We start from the raw sequence: 14,756 nt of genomic DNA on the forward strand, positions 1-14,756 counted from the left end.
GCTCGGTGGTTCGGATCACCGGACCCCGCGTTTGCAGGTGCCCGGCGAATTACGTAACGTGGGCGTTGTGAAAAAGGCGGCAGGGTTCCCCGGGCACCCGCCGGCAGCCGGTTCGGCCGCCGGTGGCCCGGTGCCGCCCACCTCGGAAGTGGCGCCCGCCGCCGACCTGTCGACCCGGGACCGGGTGACCCAGCTGCTGCTGGAGCGTCGCGCCGCCACCGCCGCCCAGCTCGGCGACGCGCTGGGGCTCAGCCCGGCGGCGATCCGCCGACACCTGGACGCGATGCTCGCCGATGGCGACGTGGTGGCCCGCGAGCAGACCGTACGCGGTCACCGCGGGCGGGGCCGCCCGGCCAAGGTGTTCCTGCTGACCGACGCCGCCCGTAGCCGCTGCGGCACCCACCACTACGACAACATGGCCACCGCGGCGCTGCGGTGGATCGCCCGTACCGGCGGCTCCCGCGCGGTGGAGGACTTCGCCGCCGAGCAGGTGGCCGCGCTGGAGGCCCGCTGTCGGGCCGCCCTGAGCGACGCCGGGGACGATCCGATGGCTCGTGCCGAGGCACTCGCCGCGGCGTTGACCGCCGAGGGATACGCTGCCAGTGCGTCCACGATCGCTTCCGGCGGCCAGCTCTGCCAGCACCACTGCCCGGTGGCACACGTGGCCGCCGAGTTCCCTGCGTTGTGCGAGGCCGAGACCACGGTGATCTCCCGCCTGGTCGGCACCCACGTGCAGCGCCTGGCCACCATCGCGCACGGCGACGGGGTGTGCACCACGCACATTCCGGGTTCGTCGCCTGCCCAGTCCGGTAAGACCGTCACCACTGTGAGGACAGATAGATGACCGAGCAGATCGTCCAGCCCCTGACCCAGGAGGAGCAGCTCGCCGCCCTGGGCAACTACGAGTACGGCTGGGCCGACCCGGACGTCGCCGGGGCGGTCGCCCAGCGTGGCCTCAGCGAGGCGGTGGTGCGGGACATCTCGGCCAAGAAGAACGAGCCCGCGTGGATGCTCGACCTGCGGCTCAAGGGCCTGCGGCTGTTCGGCCGCAAGCCGATGCCGGCCTGGGGCGCCGACCTCACCGGGATCGACTTCGACAACATCAAGTACTTCGTGCGTTCCACCGAGAAGCAGGCCGCCAGCTGGGAGGACCTGCCGGAGGACATCAAGAACACCTACGACAAGCTGGGCATCCCGGAGGCGGAGAAGCAGCGCCTCGTCGCCGGTGTGGCCGCCCAGTACGAGTCCGAGGTGGTCTACCACAAGATCCGTGAGGACCTGGAGGAGCAGGGTGTCCTCTTCCTGGACACCGACACCGCCCTCAAGGAGCACGAGGACGTCTTCAAGGAGTACTTCGGCACGGTGATCCCGGTCGGCGACAACAAGTTCGCCGCCCTGAACACCTCCGTCTGGTCCGGCGGCTCGTTCATCTACGTGCCGAAGGGCGTGCACGTGGAGATCCCGCTGCAGGCGTACTTCCGGATCAACACCGAGAACATGGGCCAGTTCGAACGGACGCTGATCATCGTCGACGAGGGCGCGTACGTGCACTACGTCGAGGGCTGCACCGCGCCGATCTACTCCTCGGACTCGCTGCACAGCGCCGTGGTGGAGATCATCGTCAAGAAGAACGCCCGGTGCCGCTACACGACCATCCAGAACTGGTCGAACAACGTCTACAACCTGGTCACCAAGCGCGCGGTGTGTCACGAGGGCGCGACCATGGAGTGGATCGACGGCAACATCGGCTCCAAGGTGACCATGAAGTACCCGGCGGTCTACATGACCGGCGAGCACGCCAAGGGCGAGGTGCTCTCGGTGGCCATGGCCGGCGAGGGCCAGCACCAGGACGCCGGCGCCAAGATGGTGCACGCCGCACCGCACACCAGCAGCACGATCGTGTCGAAGTCGATCGCCCGGGGTGGCGGCCGGACCTCGTACCGGGGTCTGGTGCAGGTGCTGGAGGGTTCGCACAGCAGCGCCAGCACGGTCAAGTGCGACGCCCTGCTGGTGGACACCATCTCCCGCTCGGACACCTACCCGTACGTCGACATCCGCGAGGACGACGTGTCGATGGGGCACGAGGCGACCGTCTCCAAGGTCAGCGAGGACCAGCTCTTCTACCTGATGAGCCGGGGTCTGAGCGAGGACGAGGCGATGGCGATGATCGTGCGCGGCTTCATCGAGCCGATCGCCAAGGAACTGCCGATGGAGTACGCCCTGGAGCTCAACCGCCTGATCGAGCTGCAGATGGAGGGCGCGGTCGGCTGACCCGCCCACCGGCGGGCCGGCTCGCGTCGGCCCGCCACCCTCGCACCACAGACCGTCGTCGTGAGAACAGACCAAGGACGAGATGACTACCCAGGCTTCCGCGCCGCCGCCGAGCACCAAGTCGCAGGCGCTGCGCTCGTACGACGTCGCCGACTTCCCGGCCCTGACCGGCCTGGAGGAGGAGTGGCGCTTCACCCCGCTCAAGCGGTTGCGCGGGCTGGTCGGTGACGACCGCACCGCGACCGGCACGGTCCGGCACGAGTACGCCGCGTTGCCCGAGGGCGTGACGGTGGAGCACGTCGACCGGGACGACGAGCGGGTCGGCAGCGTGCTCACCCCGTTCGACCGGGTCAGCGCGCTGGCGTACGGCGGCGCCGGGCAGGCGCTGCTGGTGCGGGTCGCCCGGGAGGCCGTGCCGGCCGAGCCGGTGACCGTGCGGGTGGTCGGCGAGAGCGCCGAGGGCGTGGCCTTCGGGCACACCGTCGTGCAGGTGGAGCGCTTCGCCGAGGCGACCCTGGTGCTGGAGCACGTCGGTTCGGCGACGCTGGCCGACAACGTCGAGGTGACCGTGGCCGACGGCGCGAAGCTGACCCTGGTCACCGTCTCCGACTGGGCCGACGACGCGGTGCAGGCGCAGCACCTCAAGGTGAAGCTGGGCCGGGACGCGCGTGTGGTGCACGTCCAGGCCACGCTCGGTGGCGACCTGGTGCGCCAGTTCACCACCGTCGAGTACACCGACCGGGGCGGCGAGGCCGAGCTGTACGGCGTCTACTTCGCCGACTCGGGCCAGCACCTGGAGCACCGCCAGCTCGTCGACCACACCGTGCCGGACTGCCGCAGCTACGTCGGCTACCGGGGCGCGTTGCAGGGTGACAGCGCCCGGACGGTCTGGGTCGGCGACGTGCTGATCCGCGCCGAGGCGACCGGCACCGACACGTACGAGATCAACCGGAACCTGCTGCTCAGCGACGGTGCCCGGGCCGACTCCGTGCCGAACCTGGAGATCGAGACCGGCGAGATCGCCGGTGCCGGGCACGCCAGCGCCACCGGTCGCTTCGACGACGAGCAGCTGTTCTACCTGATGGCCCGGGGCATCCCGGCGGCCGAGGCCCGTCGCCTGGTGGTGCGCGGCTTCTTCGCCGAGCTGCTCAACAAGATCCCGGTCGAGGAGCTGCGCGAGCGGCTCGGGGAGACGATCGAGGCCCGCCTGACCAAGGCCGGCGCCTGATGATCCGTGTCTGCGCCGTCGAGGACGTGCCGAAGGGCACCGCGGTCAGCGCCGACGTCGACGGCACCGCGATCGCGCTCGTGCACGCCGAGGACGACGTGTTCTACGCCGTGCACGACGAGTGCTCGCACGCCGCCGTGGCCCTCTCCGAGGGGGAGGTGTCCGGCTGCACCCTGGAGTGCTGGCTGCACGGCTCCCGCTTCGACCTGCGTACCGGCGAGCCGAGCGGGCTGCCGGCGACCGAACCCGTACCCGTCTATCCCGTCGAAGTCCGCGACGGCGACATCTACGTCAGCCTGACGCCGAGTAATGGAGTGACCCGATAATGAGCACCCTGGAGATCCGTGACCTGCAGGTGTCGGTCAAGCTGCCCGAGGGTGAGCTCAAGCCGATCCTGGCCGGTGTCGACCTGACCGTGCGCTCCGGTGAGACGCACGCGATCATGGGCCCGAACGGCTCCGGCAAGTCGACCCTGGCGTACTCGATCGCCGGTCACCCGAAGTACGAGATCACCGGCGGGTCGGTCACCCTCGACGGCGTCGACGTGCTGGAACTCTCGGTCGACGAGCGGGCCCGCGCCGGTCTGTTCCTCGCCATGCAGTACCCGGTCGAGGTGCCCGGCGTGTCGGTGGCGAACTTCCTGCGGACCGCCAAGACCGCGCTGGACGGCGAGGCGCCGAAGCTGCGGACCTGGGGCGGCGAGCTGCGGGGCGCCATGGAGCGTCTGCACATGGACCCGGCCTTCGCCCAGCGCAACGTCAACGAGGGCTTCTCCGGCGGTGAGAAGAAGCGGCACGAGATCGTGCAGCTCGAACTGCTCAAGCCGAAGATCGCCATCCTCGACGAGACCGACTCCGGCCTCGACGTGGACGCGCTGCGCGTGGTCAGCGAGGGCGTCAACCGGGTCCGCGACACCGGTGACACCGGCCTGCTGCTGATCACCCACTACACCCGCATCCTGCGCTACATCAAGCCCGACTACGTGCACGTCTTCGTGGCCGGCCGGATCGTCGAGGAAGGCGGCCCGGAGCTGGCCGACAAGCTCGAGGAAGAGGGCTACGAGCGGTACGTCGCCGGGGCCGGTTCGGCGCGGGCCTGAGCCGAGGGAAGGGCTGGTCACGACGATGACCACCATCGCGATCCCGTCCGGGATGCCGCAGTACGACGACGTACCCGGTTACGACGTGGCGGCGGTCCGCGCCGACTTCCCGATCCTCGATCGGGAGGTCAACGGGCATCCGCTGGTCTACCTGGACAGCGCCAACACCTCGCACAAGCCGCGCCAGGTGCTCGCCGTGCTGGACGAGCACTACCGCCGGCACAATGCCAACGTGTCCCGGTCGGTGCACACCCTGGGCACCGAGGCCACCGAGGCGTACGAGGGGGCCCGGGCGAGGATCGCCGCGTTCGTCAACGCGCCGAGCGTGGACGAGGTGGTGTTCACCAAGAACTCCACCGAGGCGATCAACATCGTCGCGTACGCCTTCTCCAACGCCTCGCTGCGCGCCGACGCCGACCCGCGGTTCCGGCTCGGGCCCGGTGACGAGGTGGTGATCTCCGAGATGGAGCACCACTCCAACATCGTGCCGTGGCAGTTGCTCTGCGAACGGACCGGCGCGACGCTGCGCTGGTTCCCGGTCACCGACAACGGCCGGCTGGACGAGTCGGGGCTGGCGGACCTGGTCAACGAGCGGACGAAGATCGTCTCGCTGGTGCACATGTCCAACATCCTCGGCACGGTCAACGCCACCTCGCGGATCACCGCGCGGGTGCGCGAGGTCGGTGCGCTGCTGCTGCTGGACTGCTCGCAGTCGGTGCCGCACATGCCGATCGACGTGGTCGACCTGGACGCCGACTTCATCGTCTTCACCGGGCACAAGATGTGCGGCCCGACCGGCATCGGGGTGCTGTGGGGGCGGGCCGAGCTGCTGGCGGCGATGCCGCCGGTCTTCGGCGGTGGCTCGATGATCGAGACGGTGTCGATGGACGGCTCGACGTACGCGCCGCCACCGGCCCGGTTCGAGGCGGGCACCCCGCCGATCGCCGAGGCGGTCGCGCTCGGTGCCGCCGTTGACTACCTGACCGGCCTCGGCATGCGGGCGATCCAGTGGCACGAGAAGCAGCTCACCGCGTACGCGTTGGACGCTCTGGCCACCGTCCCGGGCCTGCGGATCTTCGGTCCGGAGGTGCCGGTGGGTCGGGGTGGCACGATCTCGTTCGCCCTGGCCGACGTGCACCCGCACGACGTGGGGCAGGTGCTCGACTCGCTCGGCGTGCAGGTGCGGGTGGGCCACCACTGCGCCCGCCCGGTCTGCCGGCGCTTCGGAGTCCCGGCGACGACGCGGGCCTCGTTCTACCTCTACACCACCACCGAGGAGATCGACGCCCTGGTGGCGGGTCTGGAACAGGTGCGGAAGGTGTTCCGATGAGCCGGGCGACGTCCGGCGACTCGACGGGAGGTCGGCCCGATGCAGCTTGAGTCGCTCTACCAGGAGATCATCCTGGATCACTACAAGCACCCGCACGGCCGTGGCCTGCGGGACGCCGCCGACCCGGCGGCGCAGGTCGGCGAGGCGCACCACGTCAACCCGACCTGCGGCGACGAGGTGACCGTCCGGGTGGCCACCGACGGCACCGTGCTGCACGACGTGTCGTACGACGGCATGGGCTGTTCGATCAGCCAGGCGTCGGCGAGCGTGCTGCACGAGCTGCTGACCGGTCGGGACACGGCGGCGGCGTTCGAGGTGCACGAGGCGTTCGTGGCGCTGTTGTCCAGCCGTGGCCAGGTCACGGCGGACGAGGAGGTGCTCGGCGACGGGGTGGCGTTCGAGGGTGTCGCCCGCTATCCCGCCCGGGTCAAGTGCGCGCTGTTGCCGTGGATGGCGTTCAAGGACGCCGCGGCACGCGCCGGTGTGGGCGCGAGCCCGACGGAGGTGAAGGCATGACCGAGGAAACCAGCACGCCGGAGAACGGGGCCGTGGCCACCGAGGCTGCCACGCCGGTCGCGGCGACCGGCGGCAAGGCCGCCGTCGCCGACATCGAGGAGGCGATGAAGGACGTCGTCGACCCGGAGTTGGGCATCAACGTGGTCGACCTGGGTCTGGTGTACGGCGTGCACGTCGACGACGACAACGTCGCGACCCTGGACATGACGTTGACCTCGGCGGCCTGCCCGCTGACCGACGTGATCGAGGATCAGACCCGCCAGGCGCTGACCACCGGTCCGGGTGGCGGCCTGGTCGGCGACATCCGGATCAACTGGGTCTGGCTGCCCCCGTGGGGGCCGGACAAGATCACCGACGAGGGGCGCGACCAGCTCCGCTCGCTCGGCTTCAACGTGTGAGCTGACGCAACGGCGCCCGGAGCCCGGCCGATGGCCGGAACTCCGGGCGCTGTCGTGTGCGCCGTGGGTGTCCGGGGCGACGGTGCGCCCCGGCCGCTGCGGCGGCGGGCGGTGTGACCCGTCCGCCGTCGCGTCAGGTCACAGGGTTAGCGTCCAACTGTCCAGGTAGCCGGTGTCGGCGCTGGCCGAGTCCTGGACCCGCAGCTTCCAGGCGCCGTCGGCGGCCTTGCCGGACAGGTCGCGGGTGTAGGTCTGGAAGATGTTGTCGGCGCTGCTGCCGGTGCGGTTGTGCAGCACGTAGGCGGTGCCGTCCGGGGCGATCAACGAGACGGTCAGGTCACCGATCCAGGTGTGCAAGATGCGTACCTCGACGGTGCTGGTGGCACTGGCGGCGCGCCCGCACCCGTGGATGACGATGGTGCTCTCGACGGTGCTGTTGTCGTTGATCGGGTAGTCGGTGGCGTTGCCCTGGGTGCAGCCGGGCGGGCCGTTGACGGTGAGCGTGAAGGTGGCGCCCTGGGTGGTCTCCGGCCCGGTGCCGAGCACGGTCACCGCATAGAGACCGGGCACGGTGCCGGCGTCGGCGCTCAGGGTCAGCGTGGCGGTGCCGCCGGAGGTGACGGTGGTCGGGCTGAAGCTCGCGGTCACCCCGGCCGGCAGGCCGCTGACGCTGAGCGCGACGCTGTGCGGCGTACCGACCGTGGTGGTGGTGCCGACCGTGGTCGTGGTCGAGCTGCCCGGGTCGACGGTGCCGCTGCCCGGGGCGAGGGTGAGGGCGAAGTCCTGGGTGGGCGGCACGATGTTGCCGGTGTAGAGCAGCTTGTTCGGCGATCCGACGCCCAGGTTGGTGACCACGTTGTTGGTGGCGTCGGCGACCAGCAGGTCGCGGATCTGCTGCGGGCTGTAGCCGGGGTTGGCGGCCACCGCCAGGGCGGCGGCGCCGGCCACGTGCGGGGCGGCCATCGAGGTGCCGTTGATGGTGTTGGTGGCGGTGTCGCTGCCGATCCAGGCCGAGGTGATCGCGCTGCCCGGGGCGAAGACGTCCAGGCAGGCGCCGAAGTTGGAGTAGCTGGCGCGGGCGTCGGTGCTGGTGGTCGCGCCGACGGTGATCGCCTCCGGGGTGCTGGCCGGCGTGTAGTTGCAGGCGTTGGCGCTGCTGTTGCCGGCGGCGACCGCGTACACCACGCCGTCGGCGATGGACCGGGCGACCGCGTCGTTGGTGGCCTGGTCGCGGCCACCGCCGAGGCTCATGTTCGCCACCGCCGGCTCGCCCGGCTGGTGATCCGCGGTGACCCAGTCGATGCCCGCGATGACCTGCGCGTAGGTGCCACCGCCGCCGTTGTCCAGCACCCGTACGCCGACCAGGGTCACGCCCTTGGCCACGCCGTACGCGGTGCCGCCGACCGTGCCGGCGACGTGCGTGCCGTGACCGTTGCCGTCGTCGGCGCTGCCGCCGTCGATGGCGTCGAAGCCGGAGACGGCCCGCCCGCCGAAGTCGGTGTGGGAGAAGCGGATGCCGGTGTCGATGATGTACGCGGTGACGCCGGTGCCGTCGTTGGGGTAGGCGTAGCTGTTGTTCAACGGCAGCGCCCGCTGGTCGATGCGGTCCAGGCCCCAGGACGGGGTGGGGGACTGGGTGTCGGCGATGCTGACGGTGCGGTTCTGCTGGACGTACTCGACGGAGGGGTGGGCCGCCAGCCGCTTGGCCGCCCGCTCGGTCAGTCGGGCCTCGAAACCGCGCAGCGCGTCCTGGTAGGTGCGGGCGATGCTGCCGCCGTGCCGCCCGGCGAGGGTCTTGGCGGTGGCCCCGACCTGCGCCCGGCTCACCGCCGAGTCCTTGAGCACGACGATGTACGAGTCGGCGACGGCGGCGGCGTCGCCGGCGTGCACGATCGGACCCTGCGCGGGGGCCGCCTGGGCGGGTGCGGCGACCGCCACCAGGGTGAGTGTCGCCGCGGCGGTGAGGGCGAGGCGCCAGGGACGCCGGGACGGCTGGGAGAGGAGCATCTCCCGCCTCCTTTCGATGCGCAGTCGGCCCGTTTGTGACGGGCCGGCCGGTGACCGTGGAGCGGACTGACACAGATCGTAGGACCTCAACGCATCGATGTTGAGAGATATAATTCGCCCCGCGAACCGCGTAGCATGGTGGATTTCAGCATCCACGATCATGAATCATTTAGTCGAAACAAACCGGAAACGTGGGCCATCGGTAGGTGGCGGACGGTGTCCGTTGTGGATGCTCGTTGACGTCCTGTGGTCAGGGCGAACTTCGGCTGGCGAGCCGGGTGTGTCCGCTAATGATCCACATGATTCGACCGGTGACGATTGTCGGCCGGCAATTCGTTGCGGGGGATGTTCGCAATTCGGTCCCATTGACGAGACGCATGGGCAGGCGGCCTGCGGCTCGTCCGCCGGGGCTGCGGTGGGAGCCGCGGTAAATGCGTGGCACCGGCCGCGCGTGGGTCGCAGGATGGCGGCGTGCGGACGTACCCGATGATGCCCTGCCCGGTTGCCGTGCCCGTCGCCACGGGCCGACAGCCGGTCGCGCCCGGGTCCCCGCCGCCCCGCGCGCTGTCGTGAGCGTCGCCTTCCTGGCCGGCGTGGTCGCCGGCTACGGCGTCGCCGTCCCGGTCGGTGCCATCGCGGTCCTCATCGTGGGGCTCACCGCGCGCACCTCGTTCCGGGTCGGCGCGTCCGCCGCGCTGGGGGTGGCCACCGCCGACGGTCTCTACGCCGCGGTCGCGGCGTTCGGTGGCTCGGCCGCGGTCGCGGCGTTCGGTGGCTCGGCCGCGGTCGTGGCGTTCGGTGGCTCGGCCGCGGTCGTGGCGTTCGGTGGCTCGGCCGCGGTCGTGGCACTCGCCGTCGCCCTGCTGCTCGCCTGAGGCTCCAGAACGGACCGTCGACTGTGTGACGATCTTGTGAAAGTCGCGTTGCGCTGAGCGTGGACGGCCCTCTCCCAGAGGATCTTCCTCTGTTCGGCTGATGTTCGTCCTCCGCCGTCCGTTTAGGGTCTGGCCCATCCATCGATCATCCGTGCTGCCCGTCGACCCGGACGGCGCGGTGGGTCGCACCCCTCATCACCAGGGAGACGAGTTGAGGAGCTTCCTCACCCCTCGACCGGGCGGACGGTCCGGACACACCCGGTCACACCGACCACGCCTGGCCGCCACGCTGGCCGTGGCATTGGTGGCGACGATGTCACCGGTCCTGCTCACCTCCGCCCCGGCCGCTGCCGCCCCCTCGGCCGACGGCCCGTGGCGCAAGGTGGACGGCACGCCCGCCGCCACCAAGTCGGGCCGTCCGGCGGCCATCGAGGCGGCGCACCTGTCCGCCTACACACTGGACCGTGCCGGAATGCAGCGCCTGCTGGAGAGGGCACCGGCGGAGCAGCGCCGCGCCGCGGGCCAGCCGCAGCAGGTGGTGTCCCTGCCCGCCCCCGACGGCACCTTCCAGCGGTTCGCGCTGGTGGAGTCGCCGGTGATGGAGCCGGAGTTGGCCGCCGCCCACCCGGAGATCAGCACGTACGCCGGCACGGGCCTGGACGACCCGACCGCGACGATCCGGGCCGACCTCACCCCGCTGGGCTTCCACGCCTCGGTCCGATCCGCCGACGGGGCGTGGTACATCGACCCCTACTACCACCGCGACCAGAGCCTGTACGCCAGCTACTTCGCCCGCGACCTGACGAACCAGAACGGTGAGTTCGTCGAGCGCGAGGACGTCGAGTCGGCGGCGCACCACCTGCACGACGAGATCGAGGAGGCGCACGACGAGCCGGTCGCCGGCCCGCTGGTGACGCTGCGCACCTACCGTCTCGCGTTCGTGACCGATCCGTCGTACGCCACCTTCTTCGGGGTGGAGAACGTGACCGCCGCGAAGGTCACGCTGATCAACCGGGTGAACCAGATCTACGAGGACGAGACCGCGATCCGGCTGGTTCTGGTCAACGACACCGAGAAGACGAACCTGAACACCCCGGCGCTGGCCACCGAGCCGAACGGCCCCTGCGGCAGCGCCGGCTGCTACACCCCGGCACAGCTCACCGGGTGCAGCAGCGGCCTGCTCAACCGCAACCGGATCGTGCTCGGCCAACTCGTCGGCGCGGGCAACTACGACGTCGGTCACATCGGTCTCGGACTGAGCGGCGGCGGTATCGCCGGCCTCGGCGTGGTCGGCGGCGACGGCAAGGCGCGCGGCTGCACCGGCCTGCCCAACCCGATCGGCGACTACTTCGCGGTCGACTACGTGGCACACGAGATCGGGCACCAGTTCGCCGGCAACCACACCTTCAACGGCAACCAGTGGAACTGCTCGGGCGGCAACCGCAGCGCGGCCAACTCGTACGAGCCGGGCAGCGGCTCGTCCATCATGGCGTACGCGGGCATCTGCCAGCAGGACAACCTCCAGCCGCACACCGACCCGTACTGGTCGCACCGGACCTACACCGAGATCACGAATTTCGTCACGTCGAGCCGGCCGGCGATCAACGAGGTGCAGACCGTCTCGTTGCGTGACTTCGACACCGCCGGTGACTCGTTCACCCTCGGCTACGGGGACGCGACCTCGGCGCCGATCGTGCGTGGGGTCAACTACACCACCGCCGGGATCAAGGCCGCCGTCGAGTCGATCGCGGGCTGGCCGGCGGGTGCGACGGTCACCGTGGCCGCCTTCGGGGGCAGCGGCACGCTCAACGACACCGGCTTCCAGGTCACCTTCGGTGGCACCCTGGCCGCGACCAACGTGGCCCCGCTGACCCTGGGCGACCTCACCGGCGTCACCGGTTTCGTCGGTGAGACCGCCAAGGGCGGAGCCGTGGACAACGGCGGCCACCTGGTCGAGCAGACCACCAACCACGCCCCGGTGGTCACCGTGCCGGACGGTCTCACCATCCCGGTGCGTACGCCGTTCGCGCTCACCGGCAGCGCCACCGACGTCGACGGCGACACGCTCACCTACCTGTGGGAGCAGAACGACCGAGGGGGCAGCGCCGGCACCGCACTGATGAACAACACCAAGACCAACGGGCCGCTGTTCCGGGTCTTCGGCGAGCCGGCGTGGGTGTCGCCCGAGGACGCCCTGAAGTACCACTCGCCGGGCCAGAACGCGGTCACCACCAACTCGACCCGGGTCTTCCCGGACCTCGCGCAGGTGCTGGTCGGCAACACCAACGCCCGTACGGGCGCCTGCCCGACCCCGCCGGCACCGCCGGCCAGCGGCAGCGCCTCCAACGTCCCGCCGGAGCTCCTGGACTGCTACTCGGAGTTCCTGCCCACCCGGGACTGGGTCGGTGTGAACAACGACCGGACGCTGAACTTCAAGCTCACCGCCCGGGACGGTCGGCCGGGCGGCGGCGGCATCGGCAGCGCCAACGTCGCCCTGACGCTGGCCCCGGACGCGGGACCGTTCCTGGTCACCTCGCAGGCCGGCACCGCCGTGCTCGACGGTGGTACGGCCCAGACCGTCACCTGGGACGTCGCCGGCACCGACGTGGCGCCGGTGAACGTCGGCCAGGTGAAGATCACGCTCTCCGTCAACGGCGGCGAGACCTTCCCGTACGTGCTGGCCGAGAGCACGCCGAACACCGGTGACGCGACGGTGACCCTGCCGAACGTGGCGACCGACGAGGCGCGGATCAGGATCGAGGCGGTCGGGAACGTCTTCTTCGCCGTCAACGACGCCGAATTCGGCATCCGCTCCGCCCCCGAGGTGTCCACCGACGCCCCGGCCGGCGGGGTCGGCGTGCAGTACAGCGACGCGCTCTCGCCGACGGTGACGGTCCGGGCGACCGACGCCGACGGTGCCGGGTCGGCGCTGACCGCGACCGCCACCGGCCTGCCGACCGGTCTGGCGCTCACCGTGGCCGGCACCTCCGGGCCGGACACCCGTCCCGGCACCCGGAGCTGGACCGTCACCGGCACCACCTCGGCGGCCCCGGGCACGTACCCGGTCACCGTCACGGTGACCGACGGCACCGGGCTGGTCGGTAGCACCACGTTCACCGTCACCGTCACCCCGGAGAACGCGGCCGTGACCTGGGCCGGGGACACCCTGGTCAGCACCGCGACCGCCGGTGCCGCCGGTCGCGTCCTGCTGCGGGCCGTACTGCGGGACAGTTCCGTGCTGCCGTCGTCGGCCGACACCACCGGCGGTGACCTGCGTACCGCCACGGTGACCTTCACCGCGGGTGGGGCCACGCTCTGCACCGCTCGCGTGGACCTGGTCGCCACCGCCACCACCACCGGCACGGCGGCCTGCACGGCGACCCTGCCGGCGGGCGCGCACACGGTGACCGCCACGGTCGGCGGCAACTACACCGGGAACACCACCGCCACGGTGACGGTCGCCCGTTCCGACGGCGGATTCCTCACCGGGGGCGGCCACCTCACCGTCACCCGGTCGGCCGGCACCCACCCGGCGGACCGGGCGTCGAAGGTCTCGGTGAACCTGAACGCGAAGCCGGCCACCGCGAAGAAGGCGGCGTCTGGTCACGCGGAGATCACGTACCGGTCCGGCGGCACCGACCACACGGTCAGGACCACCGCGATCGACGGCCTCGGCATCACCTCGGCCGGTAAATCCGCGTCGGTGCGATACCAGGCCGCGCTCTACGACGGCCGGGGCAAGCTGGTGGCCGCCGGCCTGACGCTCGCGGTGACGGTGACCGACCGGGGTGCTCCCGGACGTCACGACACCGTCGGGATCACCCTCTGGCAGGGCGGCACCCTGGTCTTCTCGTCCGACTGGACGGGAGCCGGGACCGGCGAGGTGGCGCTGACCGGCGGCAACCTCACCGTGCACTGATCGGCGGGCAGGCCGGAGAGGCATCTCCTCTCCGGCCTGCCGTCCGTCGATGGCTACCACCCCAGAGGGCGGGTGAGCTCCACCACTCGTCGGAATATCCGCAGGTAGGGGCCGTATTGTCGCGAGGGTAATCCCGATTGCCTAGATAGGAAATCCGGCGACAGGAGGACTCATGGCACGCACCCTCGACCTGCCCACCCCGCTCGTGTCCACCGAGTGGCTCGCCCAGCACCTCGACCACCCGAACCTGCGGATCCTCGACGCGACCGTGCACCTGGCCCCGCCGAGCGAGGCCGGCCAGGACTGGTCCCAGACCTCCGGTCGTCCCGAATACCTGACCGCGCACATCCCGTCGGCGGCGTTCGCCGACATCATCGACGACCTCTCCGAGCCGGACGGCGGCTGGTTCACCAGGCCCTCCCCGGAGCGCTTCGCCGAGGCGGCGGGTCGCCTCGGCATCGGTCCGGACACGGCGGTCGTGGTCTACGCGGCCAACGTCTTCTGGGCCACCCGGGTGTGGTGGCTGCTGCTCGCCAACGGCTTCGACAACGTGGCCGTCCTGGACGGCGGATTCGGCAAGTGGACCGCCGAGGGCCGCCCGACCCGGTCCGGCGAGGAGAGCTACCCGCCCGCCCAGTTCGTCGGTACGCCCCGTCCGGAGCTGTTCGCCGATCTGGACGAGGTCAAGCAGGTGGTGGAGAACGGCAGCGGGGCCTGCCTGATCAACTCGCTGTCGCCGGAGGACCACCACGCCACCGAGACGATCAGCTACGCCCGCCCCGGCCGGATCCCCGGCAGCCGCAACGTCTTCGTCGCCGCGCTGCTCGACCCGACCGACGGCACCTTCCGGTCGGTGCCGGAACTGCGGGAGATCTTCCAGGAGGTGCAGGCCCAGCCGGGCCGGAAGGTCACCTACTGCGGCGGCGGCATCGCCGCCACCGGCGACGCCCTGGCACTGCGCCTGATCGGGGAGACCGACGTGGCGGTGTACGACGGCTCGCTGCGCGAGTGGACCAGCGACCCCTCGCTGCCCGTCGAGGTCGGCTGAACACGCCCCACCCCCGTACGCCTTCCGGCCCGCCGCGCTGTCGCGCTGGCGGGCCGGAAGGCTGA

11 protein-coding genes and 1 pseudogene are annotated in these 14,756 nt (G+C 70.9%); 11 read left to right on the top strand and 1 reads right to left on the bottom strand.

What is annotated here, in order from left to right; translation table 11 throughout:
* The first annotated feature begins 67 nt into the window (after window positions 1–67).
* The 8 genes from ACIBO1_RS08930 (at window position 68) to ACIBO1_RS08965 (ending at window position 6,842) form a co-directional block, all read left to right on the top strand.
* Window positions 68–844, top strand: a complete 777-nt coding sequence (locus tag ACIBO1_RS08930) for a helix-turn-helix transcriptional regulator (protein ID WP_396742933.1) — start codon at window positions 68–70, stop codon at window positions 842–844.
* Window positions 841–2,271 carry a Fe-S cluster assembly protein SufB gene (sufB, locus tag ACIBO1_RS08935; protein ID WP_117227176.1) on the top strand — a complete coding sequence of 477 codons (1,431 nt, stop codon included), beginning with the start codon at window positions 841–843 and terminating at the stop codon, window positions 2,269–2,271. Before ACIBO1_RS08930 ends, sufB begins: the two co-directional genes overlap by 4 nt.
* Window positions 2,272–2,353: 82 nt before the next feature.
* A complete protein-coding gene (gene sufD, locus ACIBO1_RS08940) occupies window positions 2,354–3,499 on the top strand; it encodes a Fe-S cluster assembly protein SufD (RefSeq protein ID WP_396742936.1) in 1,146 nt (381 codons plus the stop codon).
* Window positions 3,499–3,825, top strand: a complete 327-nt coding sequence (locus tag ACIBO1_RS08945; protein WP_131054271.1) for a non-heme iron oxygenase ferredoxin subunit — start codon at window positions 3,499–3,501, stop codon at window positions 3,823–3,825. Before sufD ends, ACIBO1_RS08945 begins: the two co-directional genes overlap by 1 nt.
* Window positions 3,825–4,598, top strand: a complete 774-nt coding sequence (gene sufC, locus ACIBO1_RS08950; RefSeq protein ID WP_131054272.1) for a Fe-S cluster assembly ATPase SufC — start codon at window positions 3,825–3,827, stop codon at window positions 4,596–4,598. The genes ACIBO1_RS08945 and sufC overlap by 1 nt, the downstream gene beginning before the upstream one ends.
* Before the next feature lie 25 nt (window positions 4,599–4,623).
* Complete coding sequence (locus ACIBO1_RS08955; protein ID WP_396742939.1) at window positions 4,624–5,928, top strand: cysteine desulfurase; 1,305 nt, start codon at window positions 4,624–4,626, stop codon at window positions 5,926–5,928.
* A gap of 39 nt (window positions 5,929–5,967) precedes the next feature.
* Entirely contained in the window at window positions 5,968–6,444 is a 477-nt protein-coding gene (gene sufU, locus ACIBO1_RS08960; protein WP_396692822.1) for a Fe-S cluster assembly sulfur transfer protein SufU, read from the top strand.
* Window positions 6,441–6,842 carry a metal-sulfur cluster assembly factor gene (locus tag ACIBO1_RS08965; protein ID WP_396742942.1) on the top strand — a complete coding sequence of 134 codons (402 nt, stop codon included), beginning with the start codon at window positions 6,441–6,443 and terminating at the stop codon, window positions 6,840–6,842. The genes sufU and ACIBO1_RS08965 overlap by 4 nt, the downstream gene beginning before the upstream one ends.
* 138 nt (window positions 6,843–6,980) lie before the next feature.
* Here ACIBO1_RS08965 and ACIBO1_RS08970 read toward each other — a convergent pair whose 3' ends face one another.
* On the bottom strand, window positions 6,981–8,849 hold the full coding sequence (locus ACIBO1_RS08970; RefSeq protein ID WP_396742945.1) for a S8 family peptidase: 1,869 nt from the start codon (window positions 8,847–8,849) through the stop codon (window positions 6,981–6,983).
* Between the two features lie 569 nt (window positions 8,850–9,418).
* Between ACIBO1_RS08970 and ACIBO1_RS08975 the strand changes: the two are divergent.
* The 3 genes and pseudogenes from ACIBO1_RS08975 to ACIBO1_RS08985 all read left to right on the top strand — a co-directional run.
* A pseudogene (locus ACIBO1_RS08975) lies at window positions 9,419–9,605 on the top strand (lysine transporter LysE); the annotation flags it as partial.
* A gap of 330 nt (window positions 9,606–9,935) precedes the next feature.
* Window positions 9,936–13,643 carry a M12 family metallo-peptidase gene (locus ACIBO1_RS08980; RefSeq protein WP_396742948.1) on the top strand — a complete coding sequence of 1,236 codons (3,708 nt, stop codon included), beginning with the start codon at window positions 9,936–9,938 and terminating at the stop codon, window positions 13,641–13,643.
* 172 nt (window positions 13,644–13,815) lie between these two features.
* Complete coding sequence (locus ACIBO1_RS08985) at window positions 13,816–14,691, top strand: sulfurtransferase (RefSeq protein WP_396742951.1); 876 nt, start codon at window positions 13,816–13,818, stop codon at window positions 14,689–14,691.
* The last annotated feature ends 65 nt before the right edge of the window (window positions 14,692–14,756 follow it).

Origin of the sequence: Micromonospora sp. NPDC049903 (assembly GCF_044460945.1) — a bacterium.
Lineage (GTDB): Bacteria > Actinomycetota > Actinomycetes > Mycobacteriales > Micromonosporaceae > Micromonospora.

Excerpts from the sequence above, each read along its gene's own strand:
- sufB (WP_117227176.1), top strand. The coding sequence starts at position 841 with ATGACCGAGCAGATCGTCCAGCCCCTGACCCAGGAGGAGCAGCTCGCC.
- sufD (WP_396742936.1), top strand. The coding sequence starts at position 2,354 with ATGACTACCCAGGCTTCCGCGCCGCCGCCGAGCACCAAGTCGCAGGCG.
- ACIBO1_RS08945 (WP_131054271.1), top strand. The coding sequence starts at position 3,499 with ATGATCCGTGTCTGCGCCGTCGAGGACGTGCCGAAGGGCACCGCGGTC.
- sufC (WP_131054272.1), top strand. The coding sequence starts at position 3,825 with ATGAGCACCCTGGAGATCCGTGACCTGCAGGTGTCGGTCAAGCTGCCC.
- ACIBO1_RS08955 (WP_396742939.1), top strand. The coding sequence starts at position 4,624 with ATGACCACCATCGCGATCCCGTCCGGGATGCCGCAGTACGACGACGTA.
- sufU (WP_396692822.1), top strand. The coding sequence starts at position 5,968 with ATGCAGCTTGAGTCGCTCTACCAGGAGATCATCCTGGATCACTACAAG.
- ACIBO1_RS08965 (WP_396742942.1), top strand. The coding sequence starts at position 6,441 with ATGACCGAGGAAACCAGCACGCCGGAGAACGGGGCCGTGGCCACCGAG.
- ACIBO1_RS08970 (WP_396742945.1), bottom strand. The coding sequence starts at position 8,849 with ATGCTCCTCTCCCAGCCGTCCCGGCGTCCCTGGCGCCTCGCCCTCACC.
- ACIBO1_RS08985 (WP_396742951.1), top strand. The coding sequence starts at position 13,816 with ATGGCACGCACCCTCGACCTGCCCACCCCGCTCGTGTCCACCGAGTGG.